Source organism: Halalkalibacter krulwichiae (genome assembly GCF_002109385.1).
In the GTDB taxonomy this organism is placed as follows: domain Bacteria; phylum Bacillota; class Bacilli; order Bacillales; family Bacillaceae_D; genus Halalkalibacter; species Halalkalibacter krulwichiae.
In genome coordinates this window covers 362,268-377,661 of the sequence record NZ_CP020814.1, presented here as the reverse complement: position 1 = coordinate 377,661, position 15,394 = coordinate 362,268, and the positions used below count along the sequence as shown (strand labels likewise).

General features: G+C 38.4%; 8 protein-coding genes and 2 pseudogenes. All 10 read right to left on the bottom strand.

The window, feature by feature from the left end; all coding sequences use genetic code 11:
• Positions 1-335: 335 nt before the first annotated feature.
• Positions 336-1,297 (bottom strand): annotated as a pseudogene (locus BkAM31D_RS01910) (ABC transporter permease).
• Entirely contained in the window at positions 1,298-2,356 is a 1,059-nt protein-coding gene (locus BkAM31D_RS01905) for an ABC transporter permease (protein ID WP_084372413.1), read from the bottom strand. It abuts the pseudogene before it with no gap.
• On the bottom strand, positions 2,356-3,885 hold the full coding sequence (locus BkAM31D_RS01900) for an ABC transporter ATP-binding protein (protein ID WP_066158470.1): 1,530 nt from the start codon (positions 3,883-3,885) through the stop codon (positions 2,356-2,358). The genes BkAM31D_RS01905 and BkAM31D_RS01900 overlap by 1 nt, the downstream gene beginning before the upstream one ends.
• 157 nt (positions 3,886-4,042) lie before the next feature.
• Complete coding sequence (locus BkAM31D_RS01895; protein ID WP_066158471.1) at positions 4,043-5,158, bottom strand: BMP family lipoprotein; 1,116 nt, start codon at positions 5,156-5,158, stop codon at positions 4,043-4,045.
• 377 nt (positions 5,159-5,535) lie between these two features.
• Entirely contained in the window at positions 5,536-6,714 is a 1,179-nt protein-coding gene (locus BkAM31D_RS01890) for a CamS family sex pheromone protein (RefSeq protein WP_066158473.1), read from the bottom strand.
• Between the two features lie 30 nt (positions 6,715-6,744).
• Positions 6,745-8,757 carry an NAD-dependent DNA ligase LigA gene (ligA, locus tag BkAM31D_RS01885; protein WP_066158475.1) on the bottom strand — a complete coding sequence of 671 codons (2,013 nt, stop codon included), beginning with the start codon at positions 8,755-8,757 and terminating at the stop codon, positions 6,745-6,747.
• A gap of 109 nt (positions 8,758-8,866) precedes the next feature.
• The gene (pcrA, locus tag BkAM31D_RS01880; RefSeq protein WP_066158477.1) at positions 8,867-11,098 is read right to left on the bottom strand and encodes a DNA helicase PcrA; all 2,232 of its coding nucleotides are present in this window, start codon (positions 11,096-11,098) and stop codon (positions 8,867-8,869) included.
• 52 nt (positions 11,099-11,150) lie between these two features.
• Positions 11,151-11,845 (bottom strand): annotated as a pseudogene (pcrB, locus tag BkAM31D_RS01875) (heptaprenylglyceryl phosphate synthase).
• Between the two features lie 199 nt (positions 11,846-12,044).
• Positions 12,045-13,082, bottom strand: coding sequence for a ribonucleotide-diphosphate reductase subunit beta (locus tag BkAM31D_RS01870; protein WP_066158483.1), 1,038 nt, complete (start codon positions 13,080-13,082; stop codon positions 12,045-12,047).
• Positions 13,083-13,109: 27 nt separating this feature from the next.
• Positions 13,110-15,356: a ribonucleoside-diphosphate reductase subunit alpha gene (locus BkAM31D_RS01865; protein WP_066158538.1), complete on the bottom strand. Its 2,247-nt coding sequence runs from the start codon at positions 15,354-15,356 to the stop codon at positions 13,110-13,112.
• Positions 15,357-15,394: the final 38 nt, after the last annotated feature.

Sequence of the window (15,394 nt, the reverse complement as noted above, 5' to 3'; positions counted from 1 at the left end):
AAAGATATGCATTTTCCCGTATATGATTACATTAAACAAACGTTTATTTTAATCCTCTTTTCTCTTTAAACAAACGTTTATTTAACACAACCAATGTGTTTGGACATGCTATTTACCTTAACATAATATAATAAACAGAACATTAAAACTAGATAAACATTTTTAGCTCTATGTATATTTATTCATAATAACCTTATATGAAAGCGTTTTATTGAATTATTAATTATATAAATACATTCTCATTTATCTTCATAAATTTCTTTTTTCAAGTACTGTATTAAAGGGTTTTATCAAAAAACACCTCCTGAACAGATTCATTCAGAAGGTGTCAATCTCTATCTTGAACCTTTAATATAAGGTTTTCCAATCGCTTTTGGACCTTCTGCACGACCAACGAAACCAGCAAGAGCTAAAATCGTTAATACATAAGGTGCAATCAACAATATGACAGATGGGATATTAGCAAGCAGTGGAATTTGCTGTCCAGTAATACTCAAAGCTTGAGCTAAACCAAAGAATAATGCAGCGCCTAGCACTCCTAATGGGTTCCACTTACCAAAAATCAAAGCAGCAAGTGCCATAAAGCCTTGTCCAACAATGGTTGTACCTGAGAAATTTCCTGCTACGGTTACAGCAAAAACAGCCCCACCTAAACCGGCAAATGCTCCACTCAACATAACACCGATATAACGCATACGATTTACGTTGATCCCCATTGTGTCAGCGGCCATCGGATGCTCACCAACAGAACGCAATCTGAGACCAAATGGTGTATAAAAAACGATAAAGTAAACAACAAACGCTAAAATAATAGCGATATAAGAAGTAATATAAGCGTTAGAGAAAAATAGTGGGCCGATAATAGGAATATCACTTAAAATTGGAACATCCATTCGGTAGATTCGATTTGAAATGTAATCAGTTTGACCTTTCCCATACATAAAGCGAATGATAAAAACCGCTAATCCTAGAGCTAGAAAATTCAGTGCCACCCCACTTACAATTTGGTCAGCACGAAATGAAATCGTTGCTACTGCATGAAATAATGAAAATAATGAACCAATCACAACAGCTGACAACAAGGCAATCCAAGTTGAAGCAGCCCCAACGCCCAATCCTTCTAACGTTAAAGTCATGACAATTCCAGTGAAGGCACCAATAACCATTAAACCTTCTAGACCAATGTTTACAATCCCTGAACGTTCACTAAACAAACCACCTAAACCTGCTAAGATGAGGGGGCCGCTGCATAAATAGCAGCAGGTATGACAAGAGCTAATATTTGCATAAAGTCCATTTAGATCCCCTCCTTCTTAATACGATTCATCACCCAACGGATAATGTAACTAGACGCAACAAAGAAAATAATTAACGCAATAACGATGTCAATCAATTCCGTTGGCACTCCCGCTCTTGCTTGCATATTTAGTGCTCCGACTTGTAACCCACCAAATAATAAAGAGGCTAAAAGCACACCTATACTAGTATTTGCCCCTAATAGTGCTACTGCGATGCCATCAAATCCGACACCCGTGAAACCAGACAAAATACTCATGTATCCATACGTACCTAACCCTTCCATCGCCCCAGCAACACCAGCGAAACCACCGGAAATAACCATCGATAAGACAATATTTCGTTGTACATTCATACCTGAATACATGGAAGCGTGCTGGTTAAAACCAACAGCACGGAGTTCAAATCCTTTTGAGGTTCTCCATAAAATAAACCACATGACAACACAACCAAGCAATGCAACAATAAATCCATAATGCAACCTTGAATAATCCGTTAATGACTGCAGAAATGGTGATGCTAAAGAAGCAGATGGAGAAATTGATTCGGTCCGTTCTCCTGGCACAAGTAAATAAGCTCGAATCAAGTAGTTAGCTGTGTATAAAGCAATATAGTTCATCATAATAGTTACAATTACTTCATGAACTTGAAATCTTGCTTTTAGGACACCCGGTATTAACCCCCATAACGCTCCCGCTAATGCTCCGGCTAAAATTGCCACAGGCAGGTGAATCACTTGTGGAAGGTCTAGGACAATCCCGACATAAACGGATGCTAACCAGCCGACTATTACTTGGCCTTCAACTCCAATATTGAATAGACCAGTTCGATAAGCAAAAGCAACAGCCAGTCCAGCTAACGTTAACGGCGTGATTGCTCTAATTGTTTCACCAAGATAATAAGGATCGCTAAAAATTCCGCTAATTAATGCTGAATAACCTAATACAGGATTGTAACCAGTCAAAAGCATTACAATTGCCCCTATTAATATTCCTAAAAAAACCGCAAATAAAGGAACAAAGAGCGATGTTACTTTACTTTTTGGAAGCAACTTTTTGATCACTGTGCTTCACCTTCCTTCTCCTTCTTTCCACCAGCCATAAGTAATCCTAATTCACGTTCATTTGTTTGAGCTGCATCAACGATGTCGACAATTTCTCCTTCATAGATGACCGCAATTCTATCACTTACATTTAGTACCTCGTCTAGTTCAAGTGACATAAGAAGTACTGCTCGTCCCTTATCTCGTTCCATAACTAGACGTCTATGAATTGATTCAATCGCCCCAACATCTAATCCACGTGTTGGTTGAGCCGCAATTAAAAAGTCAGGGGAGCGATCCACTTCACGCGCAATAATCGCCTTTTGCTGATTTCCTCCTGAAAGAGCTCTTGCAGGCGTATATTCGCTAGGGGTTCGCACGTCGAAGTCTTCGATTAACGCTTTCGCTTTCTTATACATCTCCGAGTGATTCAAAATACCGTTTTTAGAATAAGGTTGTTGATAATACGTTTGTAACACAATATTTTCCCCGATCGTAAAGTCTAGAACAAGCCCATACTTATGCCTATCTTCAGGAATGTGGCCAAGCCCAGCCTCAGTTACTTTTCTTGGTTTTAGATTCGTAATATCTTTGCCGTTTAAGGAGATTGTACCTGACTCTACTTTTCTCAACCCTGTAATCGCTTCGATCAATTCTGATTGGCCATTCCCGTCAACACCAGCTAGACCAATAATTTCTCCAGCTTTAAAATCCAAACTTAAGTTTTTAACAGCTGTCACACCTCTAGAATCATTTACTGTTAAGCCTTTAATGCTAACAATTGTTTCTTTTGGAGTAGCTGGGTTCTTCTCGACGCTAAAATTGACTTCACGCCCTACCATCATTGCAGCTAATTTATCTGGATTCGTCTCACTCACATTCACTGTACCAATTCCTACACCTCTACGGATTACGGTACAACGATCACAAACAGCCATAATTTCTTTTAGCTTGTGAGTAATTAAAATAATTGATTTTCCTTCTTTCACAAGCATTTTCATTATATTAATTAATTCTTGTATTTCTTGAGGAGTTAACACAGCTGTTGGTTCATCAAAAATTAAAATCTCAGCTCCACGATAAAGGGTCTTCAAGATTTCAACTCTTTGTTGCATCCCAACAGAGATGTTTTCAATTTTGGCATAAGGGTCAACTCGTAACCCATAACGATTTGAGATTTCTTCTACTTCTTTAGCAGCTTTCTTAATGTTAATACGTCCAAATTTACTCGGTTCATTTCCTAAAATAATATTTTCTGTGACTGTGAATTTATCAACAAGCATAAAGTGTTGATGGACCATTCCAATTCCAAGGTCATTCGCTACATTCGGGTCAGTGATTTTCACCTTTTCCCCTCGAACGACAATGTCACCTTTTTCAGGCTGATATAGTCCAAACAAAACATTCATCAATGTTGATTTCCCAGCTCCATTTTCACCTAAAAGTGCATGAATTTCTCCCTTCTTCACTTGCAATGTAATATTATCATTAGCAACTATGCCTGGGAATTCCTTGCGAATGTTATTCATTTCAATAACATAGCTCACTTGTTAATCACTCCTAACTTCTATCGAACGTAAACTTTAAGAGGCAATGAAGAATTGGGCTAGCAACAATTCTTCATTGTCCCTTCAAACTCTCGCAAAAGTATCTTAAAATAGTGAAAACAAAAGGCTAGTTTCAAACTAGCCTTTTGAATTTACTTTAAAGAGAAGAAAGAAAATCTTCATATTCTTCATCTGATTGTGGTACTGAAATATCTCCAGCTTGAATTTGTGCTTTATAATCTTCTACAGCTTGCAATGCCTCTTCTGACATGTTATCAGTTGTTGGAGCAATTCCTACAGCTTCATCATCTAAGCCATACTCAAGAACTTCCCCACCTGGGAAATCACCGTTCATTGTACGTTCAGATACAATTTGTACGGCTGTATCTACTCGTTTAACCATTGATGTTAATGTTACTGATTGTCCATCACCGTATGCACCTTCTTCATGCTGATCACGGTCAACTCCAATTGCCCAAACATCCTCACCATTACGAGCACGGTTAATTGCTTCCGTGAATAAACCATTACCAGTATCACCAGCAGCATGATAGATGATATCTGCTCCTTGGCTATACATTGTATTAGCTATTTGAGATCCACGATCAGGATTGTTAAAGCTTTCTGCATATTGAACAATGATCTCAGCATCAGGATTAACAGCCTTTACGCCAGCTTTGAATCCGTTCTCAAACTTTTTAATTAAAGCTCCTTCAACACCACCGATAAATCCTACTTTATTCGTGTTTGATTGTAGGGCTGCAGCAACACCAACTAAGAATGAACCTTCATGCTCTTTGAATGTAATGTTTGCTACATTTGGATAAGTGTTTCCATCAGCATCAACAACTACTGAGTCTACTATTGCTAGCTGAGAATCTTCAACTTGTTCTGCAATCGTACGTACGGCATCCTCCATTAAGAACCCGATACCCCAAACTAGGTCCACATCTTCACGAACTAATTGACGAATGTTCGGTTCAAACTCAGACATATCTCCAGATTGTAAATAGCGATAGTCCGTCCCTTCTGTTAAGCCAAACTCTTCTCCAAAGGCAGAAAGACCTTCCCATGATGATTGGTTAAACGACTTATCATCAATTCCCCCAACATCTGTTACCATACCTACTGTAAAGTCAGTAGCTTCTACTGCTTCCTCGCCACCGGGCGCTGCCTCACCATCTGTCTGCGGAGCTTCTTCTCCTGCTCCACAAGCAGAAAGTGTTACAATAGCTGCTGCTGTCATCGTTAACGTACGTAACCACTTTTTCATGTAAAATCCCCCTTTTTTCTATTGTGCGAACGCTTTACTATGTACGTACACACTCTTGGAAGTTAACGTGTCTTTAAGGAAAGACATTTCATTTATAGGATTTCACTCAATAGAAGTTCTATTCCTATTGTCTCATTAGACCCGTCAATTAAGATTGTCTATGTATGTGTGCAGCGTACTAAAACACATTCATAAGACATCTGACCTCTGACAAGATGCCCTCTGAACGAGATAAATATATCATGTAACACCAAAATAATAAATAGTTTTTTCCCGGAAAACTCGAGGATATTCGACAAGTATTTTAGATCAATAAAAAAAAGCAGCTTTATCGAGAGAAAATTAACTTTCTTACTCGATAAAGACTGCTGTTACGGTCAATCAAACACATGGATAAAAGGTTCTTCTTCTGGATTCTGTACAATAATGCTTTCGGTATTACCAGAAACAGATGTAATTTCTACACTTACTTTGTAATTCCCTTGGAACCTTTGTTGAATTTGGCTGGCAACAAACTGTGATAAAGCAACAATTTCTGCCTTCCCTTGGTACCGTAAAGGAATTTCAATGGACAGCTCCTGAATTTGATTATTAACATAGAATCCTTTTCCAACTACGCCTAAATACGTATCAAAGAAATCTTGAACATCGTCTTTAAATCTTTGGAACTGATCTGCTTCATTTCGTACCTCTTGATTTGCCTCACTTGATGGGAACAAATAATAACGTTCATTTAGTCGCTGAAAACGATCTAAATCACTATTTGGTTCAGCTAAAGCCGTAGCGATAAAGTTTCCTGGAATGACCGATTCACGAGGTTTTTCTTGAAACACCGCGAACAGAATTGGAATCTCTTCAAAAGCACCATCTTCCATAGTACGCAATCGACTTAATATTTCTGTTGCTATTCGCTCGGCTTCCGCTTCAATTTTTTGCTGTTCAAGCTGCAATTCATAGTTGTGATATAGACCTTTTTCATCTTCAATCCTGAAATTATAAACACTGTTCATGGAAAGACCAATGACAATTCCACCTAAATTCAACTGGCCATTAGAGCCTTCAACAAGGTAATTGTGTTCTAGAATGTGAGATAAGTAGCGAGGTTGATTTTCCTCTCGCGCTCTCATATCTCCCCCTTCACCAAGTGGCGGGTTCAATCCATTTGGGTTAGACTCCTCATCATAACGCATTAACCAACTGTTCAGTTCATTTCGCTTAATAAACTGGCCCTCTCTAAAATAATAATTATTAATATCAAACTGTTGTTGAGCTAATCGAGTTAAACCAATCTCCAAACGATCTAAGTCTAGACGGTTGTATACGACTGCGTTCCCGAAACCTCTAGATTCCCCATGTAGATAAGACCCATCATACAAGACACTTTGATAGTAATTATCAGGTGTAATAATTTGCGGTACAACTTCAACAACTTGCTCTTCTCCATCTTCCGCACCTTCCTCTAGGATTGGCTCCTCTTCTTCGGGCGAACCAAAACATCCCGTTAGCAGAACAAGAACCATTAGAAAAGATAGAATTCCCCATTTTCTTCTTAACATTTACCGTCCCCTCCTCTCATCGAGCTTTTTTTACAAGTTACTTAATACATCGATCAGTTTCACTTCATCCCAAATCTCAATGTTTAACTCTTCTGCTTTCGTTCGCTTAGAACCCGCATCTTCACCAGCAATGACAAGATCTGTTTTCTTACTAACACTTCCTGTCACTTTCCCACCGAGCGATTCAATTTTCTCCTTCGCTTCCTGTCGCGTTAACTGATGAAGTTTTCCTGTTAGGACAACGGTTTTATCCGCAAACTCACTGTCTTGAACCTCACTTGCAGCTGGAGCTTTCGGCCCTTTATAAAGTACATTTACCCCTAGGCTTTTAAGTTCTTCAATTAGATCTACTACTTCAGGTGTCTCGAAATAACGCTTAATGGAAGAAGCCATTTTTTCACCAATTTCATTAACAGCTACTAACTCTTCTTCTGTCGCACTCTTAATCTTTTCAATTGATTCAAATTCCAGCGCTAAGGTTTTCGCAGCCTTTGCTCCAACAAAGCGAATTCCTAGACCAAATAACAGTCTTTCAAGAGAGTTACTTTTGGTCTTTTCAATTGCAGCTAATAATTTATCAACTGATTTCTCTCCCATTCGCTCTAGCTTCAGCAACTCTTCCCGTTCAAGCTTATAAATGTCAGCAACATCTCGGACAAGGTCATGATCAAACAGCTGACTAATTACCTTTTCTCCAAGTCCATCAATATTCATTGCATTTCGAGAAACAAAGTGTATAAGCCCTTCTCTTATTTGCGCCGGACACTGAGGATTAATACATCGTAACGCTACTTCTCCCTCCAATCGCACAAGCTCGCTTTCACAAGCTGGACAATGTGAAGGCATCGTGAAGTCACGCTCTGACCCATCTCGGCGCTCGGTTAAGACATTCACAACCTCAGGGATAATATCACCAGCTTTTTTGATGACAACAGAGTCCCCAAGCTTCAGATCTTTTTCACGAATTAAATCTTCATTGTGTAGAGAAGCTCGTTTTACGGTTGTACCAGCAACTACTACTGGAGTTAAAATCGCCGTTGGTGTAACCACCCCAGTCCGACCAATATTAAGCTCAATATTTTCTAATTTTGTTACAACTTCTTCTGCAGGGAATTTATATGCAATGGCCCAACGGGGGCTTTTCGCTGTAAATCCCATTTCCTTTTGTTGATCAAGCCTGTCGACTTTAATCACGATACCATCTATTTCATAAGGCAAAGACGCTCTTTTTTCTACCCAATCTTCTGTGTAGGCAATCACTTCTTCAATATCAGAACAGTGCTTACTTTCCTGATTAATCCGGAAACCAAGCTTATGTAAATAAGCAATCGCTTCATGATGAGATGGGATTTCCTTGTTCTCAAGATAGCCAATCGCATAAACGAAGATTGACAAGTTTCGCTTTGCAGCAAGCTTAGGGTCTAATTGCCTGAGTGAACCAGCAGCAGCGTTTCGAGGATTGGCGAATTTCTCTTCTCCAGCTTGCTCCTTTTGTTCATTTAATTTTTCAAACGACCCTTTTGGCATGAATGCTTCTCCGCGCACCTCTATGTTGACCGCTTCTTTTAAGCGAAGAGGGATAGCAGGAATGGTCTTTAAATTAGCTGTAATATCTTCTCCAACAGTGCCATCTCCTCGAGTAGCTCCTCTTACAAACTTTCCATCTTCATATACGAGCGACACCGCTAATCCATCAATTTTTAATTCGACACTGTACGTTACTTCACCAGAAGAGAGTTGTTTTACTCGACGGTCAAAATCTCGTAAGTCATCTGCCGAAAAAGCATTCCCTAAACTTAACATCGGAGAACGGTGTTCGACTTTTTCAAAAAAAGGCAGAGGTTCTCCTCCTACACGAACAGAGGGAGAATCGTCACTTACAAACTGCGGATGCTCTTCTTCTAATTTAATAAGTTCTTGCATAAGCGCATCATACTCAGCGTCTGAAACGATTGGATTATCGAGCACATAATAATGATGTCCGTATTCTTCCAATAGACCCCTGAGCTCTTCTATTCTTTTCTCGGCTTGTTGTGACTCCATAGCTTTCGTCCTTTCTTAAAAAGAAGCGGAAGAATAACCGCTTCAGCGATTACTTCTTCCATACAACTTAGATTATCCTACTGCTAACTTACATTATGAAGAACTTCATTTATTGTTTTGTTATTGGAGCAAATTTAGCAAAAAGACGTTTCACACCTACAGGATTCGGGAAAGCAATATCTAATTCTACTGACTCGCCCTCGCCTCTTAAGCTGACAACAGTCCCAACTCCCCACTTTTTATGAGCTGCTTTATCACCAACACTCCAAGCAATCTTATCTCCACCAGTTTGTGTCACTCTTGGTCGCTCGATATTACGGCTCGGCTTAACAGGAGCAGCATTTCGAGATGTCTTCATCCAATCTGGTGTTTGTTTTTGTGTTGTCTCATTTAACGATTCTAGACAGTCATCTGGAATTTCTGTAATGAATCTTGAAGGTGGATTCGTGTTTGTTCGTCCAAACATTGTCCTCAGCCTTGCATTTGTCACATATAATTGCTTTTCAGCTCGCGTGATCCCTACGTAAGCTAGACGGCGCTCTTCTTCCATTTCCTCTTCCTCAAATAATGAACGATTATGAGGGAAGATTCCTTCTTCAAGTCCAATTAAAAACACAAGTGGAAACTCAAGCCCTTTTGCGGAGTGAAGAGTCATAAGTGTTATTGCATCTTTCGGTTTGCCCTGATCCTCTTCATCAAGCTGATCGATATCTGCGACTAGAGCTAGGTCAGTTAAAAAAGCGATCAATGATTTATCATCGTTTTTCTTTTCAAACTCATTTGTTACCGTAAGAAACTCGTCAATGTTTTCTAAGCGGCTTATCGCTTCTAGTGACTTTTCATTTTTTAGCATATCACGATAGCCTGTCCGTTCTAGCAGCTCTTCTACTAATTCTGTTACCGATAAGTAATCTTGCATATCAACCCAGTGCGTTAGCTGTTTCGAAAAATCTTGTAACTTTGCTGCGGTTCTAGCTGGCAAGCCAATTTGCTCAATTTCTTGAAGGGCAGAAAAAATAGAGATTCCTTGCTCAATTGCATATGCACCAATCTTATCTACAGTTGTTGCTCCAATTCCACGCTTAGGTACATTAATAATTCGTTGCAAACTAATATCATCATCAGGATTAGCAATTAAACGTAAATAAGCAAGGACGTCTTTAATCTCTTTACGATCATAGAACTTTGTTCCTCCAACGATATTGTATTCTATATTAGACTTAACAAAATATTCCTCTATTACACGAGACTGAGCATTTGTTCGATATAAAATGGCAATATCAGAGTATGAAAACTGATCTTCTTTAATAGCTTCCCTAATTTGCTCAACAACGAATTGAGCCTCTGACTGTTCCGTATCAGCAGCGTAATAACCAATTTTTGCACCTGTGTCATTTTCTGTCCAAAGATTTTTCGCTCGTCGGTTTGCATTGTTTTCAATCACACGATTTGCTGCTTGTAATATCGTTTTTGTTGAACGATAGTTCTGCTCAAGCAGGATCACTGTCGCACTTGGATAATCTTTTTCAAACGATAAAATATTTGAAATATCAGCACCACGCCAACGGTAAATTGATTGGTCTGAGTCTCCGACTACGCAAATGTTTTTAAACCGTTCCGCTAACATTTTTACAAGCATGTATTGAGCACGGTTTGTATCTTGATATTCATCAACTAATATATATTGAAATTTTCTTTGATAAAACTCTAGAACATCCGGAACCAACTTAAAAAGCTCGATTGTTTTCATGATTAAATCATCAAAGTCAAGGGCATGGTTCTTCTTTAGTTGCTTTTGATATTCAACGTACACTTCAGCAACCGTTTGATCAAAAGGACCTGTCGCGGAACTCTGAAATGCATCTGGCTTTTTCAGCTCATTTTTCGCACTACTAATTGATCCAAGGATGCTTCGCGGTTCAAACTTCTTTGGATCAATGTTTTTATTTTTTAGAATTTGTTTTATAACTGATAATTGATCTCCTGAATCTAGAATTGTAAAATTTCGATTATACCCAATGCGATCTATATCTCGTCTTAGAATTCGCACACACATTGAGTGGAAAGTCGAAATCCAAATATCTTCTGCAACAGGACCAACGAGCTTAGCAACACGATCTTTCATTTCCCGTGCCGCCTTATTTGTAAACGTAATCGCAAGGACACTCCATGGCGCTACTTCTTTCTCTCGTAACAAGTAGGCAATTCGATGTGTCAACACTCTCGTCTTTCCACTACCGGCACCAGCCATCAATAACAGAGGTCCATCTGTATGTTGGACTGCTTTTCTTTGCTCTGGATTCAATCCAGAGAGCATCTTTTCAATAATCTTCGCTTGCATACCTCCACCACCAAACATATGTTCTTAATTTTATATTAGCCTGTTTTCATTTTTATTTCAATGTCGCTTTGACAGCTGCTACTGTTTTAAGTGCCGCTTGTAAATCTTCATAGACAATATTGCCTACCACAACTGTATCAGCAAATTGAGCCATCTCTTGTGCTTGCTCTACTGAATGAATTCCTCCACCATAGAATAATTGTGTCTTATCAAGCACTAATGATACATTCTTTACAATATTTACATCTCCATATGTTCCACTATATTCAAGATAGAAAATAGGAAAATGGTAAAGATGCTCCGCCATTCGTGCATAGGCAACGACATCTTCCAACGTTACATCTGTTTTTGCTTGCGTTAATTTAGCAGCCTTAGCTTCTGGATTTAAGATACAATATCCCTCAACCATGATTTCATCCCAATTCATGATGGGACCAAATTCTTTAATTGCTTCATGATGGTAACCTTGGACCCACTTTACATCTGCACTGTTCATAACAGATGGGATAAAGAAATAATCAAAACCTGGAGTAATGGCATCTAAAGTTGAAATCTCAAGCGCACACGAGACTGTGTAACGACGCACACGAGCAAGTAGCTGTAGAGTATTATCAAGTGTTACACCATCAGTCCCCCGATAATTAATCCATCCGTACCAGACTCGCAGATCGCTTCTAAGGCCTCATCCGATATCTCCTTGTTAGGATCCAATTTAAATACATGTCTCCACTCTTTTACTTCAAGCATCCTTACCACTCCCATAAAGCTATTCCAGCTAAATTACATATCTGATTAGTCATTATATCAAAGATAAGAAACGTTGTCGCGCGAGTATCACATCCAATATTTGAACATATATATACTGGTAAATCTTGAAGAATCCGACCCGCCATAACAAAAAAGCAAACCGCTCTTTTTGTTTAGAGTGTTTGCTTTTTTTAGTGCATTATAGTTCATCAAATCCGTTTACATCAGACACCTTCACATATTGTCGAGACTTCTGCTCAAAGAAATCGCTTTTTCCACTATCAACATCTTCATATGCTTTAATCCACTTCATTGGATTATGGCGGTATCCTTCAAAAGGACGTTCAATTCCTAGTTGATTCACACGCTTATTCGCAATGAATTTAATATAGCTTTCAAGCTCATTCATATGAATTCCTTCTAATTTATCACCAATAATTGCTCTTCCCCACTTAATCTCAAGTTCTGCAGCTGTTCGAAACGCCCCTTGTACAAATTGGATTGTTTCACTAGTATCTAGCTCTGGGTTCTCCTTTAATAACTCTTTAAAAATATGAGCAAATAAATTCACATGTAACTGTTCGTCTCGGTTAATGTAATTAATCATTGTGCTTGTTGAAACCATTTTTTGATTTCGTGCCAAATTATAAAAGAAGGCAAATCCCGAATAGAAGTTTAGCCCTTCTAGAATCACATCAAAGACAATAGACTCCATAAACGTTTTGGGTGTCGGGTTATCGACAAACCTCTGATACCCTTCTGCAATAAAATCATTTCGTTCACGTAAAATAGGGTCATGCTTCCAGTATTCAAATATCTCATCTTGTTCATGCTTTGGAACAAGACTTGATAGCACATATGAGTAGGATTGATTGTGAACAACTTCTTGAAAGGATAGCACTTGCATTAGAGCACTAAGGCTTGAGTCTGTTAAGTATTGAGAAACTTTCCCTGAATAATCTGTTTGGACACTATCAAGAAATGCCAGTAAACCAATAATTTTTTTAAAGGCATAGCACTCGTCTTCGGAGAGCTGCATCCATTGTTTAATATCATTCGACATATTAATCTCAAATGGAGTCCAAAAGTTAGCTAACATATTCTTATACATCGGATATGCCCAATTGAACCTTACATCATCCCAATTGAGTATATTAGAACTTTCTCCATTAATAATTCCCGTTGAGGCATTCGGAGCTGTTGGATCATATAGTTTACGAAATTGTAATGTGTTCATTTGACGATTTCCTCCTTCTTTACCTTCCTAGGAAGAGCAACTTTCGCACTCTTCAATTTCAACCATAGATGTTGATCGTGTATAATAAGTCGTTTTTAAATTTGATCTCCACGCTTCTAGGTGAATATTTAATAACTCTTTCGCTTTAATCGTATTTTTGACATAAAGATTAAAAGAAATTGACTGATCGATATGACGTTGGCGTGCTGCATTTTGCTTTATGCTCCACACTTGATCAATTTCATAAGCTGATTTGTAATACCATGTCGTCTCAGCTGAAAGGTCAGGCGCCGTAACGGGAACTTTGTAGTTTTTCTTTTCCTCTGAGTATTCTTTTTTAAAGATAGGATCTATAGACGCAGTCGTCCCAGCAATAATTGCTGTTGTAGAATTCGGAGCGACAGCCATCAAATAGCCATTTCGAATTCCGTTTTCTTTAACCTTATTCTTAAGGGCGTTCCACTTTTCGCTCGTATATTGACGTGAATCAAAATAATTGCCTGTTGCCCAATCTGAATGTTCAAAGAGAGGGTAAGCTCCTTTTTCTTTTGCTAACTCATTACTTGCCTCAATTGTTAGGAAAGCAATCTCTTCATATAATTGATCTGCAAACGTTACCGCTTCCTTTGATTCCCATTTAATTCCTTTTAGAGCAAGCAAATGGTGCCATCCAAAAGTTCCTAAACCAATAGCTCTATATTTCTCATTCGTTATTTGCGCTTGAGGGACAGGGATCGTATTTAGGTCTATCACATTATCTAGCATTCTAACTTGAATCGGTACAAGCCTTTCCAATACATCTTCCGTTACAGCTTTTGCTAGATTAATTGACGACAAGTTACACACAACGAAATCTCCTGGCTCTTTTATAACAATTATCTTGCCGTCCACAGTCTTTTCTTCAATAACGGTTGTTGCCTTCATATTTTGTGTAATTTCGGTACACAGGTTACTACAATAGATCATTCCTTGATGACCGTTGGCATTACCTCTATTGACCGTATCCCGATAAAACATATACGGAGTTCCTGTTTCAAGCTGGCTTTTCATAATTTCTTTTAAAATATCAATTGCTGGTACAACGTCCCAAACTTTCCCTTGCTCCCCTAATAAACCATTAGTAGCAGCTTCTATACATCGCTCGTACTTCTCGCGGAAACTTCCCTTCCCTTTTTCTTCATCATAATAATCTTCTAAACTAAACCCTAACACTTTACGGACCGAATGAGGATCAAACAAATACCACGATTCTCGAGCTTCAACCTTTTCCATAAATAAATCAGGAATACTTACTCCTGTGAATAAATCATGCGTACGTTGCCTTTCATCACCGTTATTTAATTTCACTGCTAAAAAGCTATAAATATCACGATGCCAAACGTCTAAATAAACACTTATCGCTCCCTGCCTTTGTCCTAACTGATCAACACTTACAGCGGTATTATTTAATTGCTTCATCCACGGAATAACACCAGAGGATATTCCTTTAAACCCTTTAATGTCACTACCTCGACTACGCAATTTACCTAAATAGACACCGATCCCTCCTCCACTTTTACTCAAAGTTGCTATATCAGTATTCGAATCATAAATCCCTCTTAAACTATCATCGACAGTATCGATAAAACAGCTAGACAATTGCCCATAACTTTTTCCTGCATTTGCTAATGTCGGAGTTGCCACCGTCATATATAAGTGAGATAGAGCCCAGTATGCTTCTTTAATGAGGTTCATTCTCTTATCCTTTGACTCGTTCATCATTAACGTCGCAGCGATAAGTAAAAATCTCTCTTGAGGAAGCTCATATATATCTCCACTATGAGATTTAGCTAAATATCGATCGGCTAATGTAAGAATACCAATGTATGTAAAGTTCGAATCGCGCTCTGGAACAATCAACGTTTCCATCTCTATTAATTCTTCTTTAGAATACTCCTGTAAAATTTTTTCAGAGTAAATTCCTCTCTCTGTTAGTTCTTCTATTAATTTCAAAAAGGAACCATAACGACTACTTGAATTATACCCTCTTGAACAAGCAGCCTTCTTATAAAGCTGATTCAGATAAATGTTTGCTGCTACATAGGTCCAATCTGGCTCTTCCATCGAAATCCTTTCAATACAAGATAAAATTAGTACATTCGTTAGTTGCTCCTCTGACATACTCTTTTTCGTTGCAAAAATTTGCTCAACCTTTTCCTTATATGCTTTAAAATCAATCTGTGGCAATACCCTTTCAAATTCTTTAATCTGTTCTATCAATGTTTCACTAGACATTACAGTTGTTTGCACTTTTACTCCTCCTTATCAAATAA

Excerpts from the sequence above, each read along its gene's own strand:
- BkAM31D_RS01895 (WP_066158471.1), bottom strand. The coding sequence starts at position 5,158 with ATGAAAAAGTGGTTACGTACGTTAACGATGACAGCAGCAGCTATTGTA.
- BkAM31D_RS01890 (WP_066158473.1), bottom strand. The coding sequence starts at position 6,714 with ATGTTAAGAAGAAAATGGGGAATTCTATCTTTTCTAATGGTTCTTGTT.
- ligA (WP_066158475.1), bottom strand. The coding sequence starts at position 8,757 with ATGGAGTCACAACAAGCCGAGAAAAGAATAGAAGAGCTCAGGGGTCTA.
- pcrA (WP_066158477.1), bottom strand. The coding sequence starts at position 11,098 with ATGCAAGCGAAGATTATTGAAAAGATGCTCTCTGGATTGAATCCAGAG.
- BkAM31D_RS01870 (WP_066158483.1), bottom strand. The coding sequence starts at position 13,082 with ATGAACACATTACAATTTCGTAAACTATATGATCCAACAGCTCCGAAT.
- BkAM31D_RS01865 (WP_066158538.1), bottom strand. The coding sequence starts at position 15,356 with ATGTCTAGTGAAACATTGATAGAACAGATTAAAGAATTTGAAAGGGTA.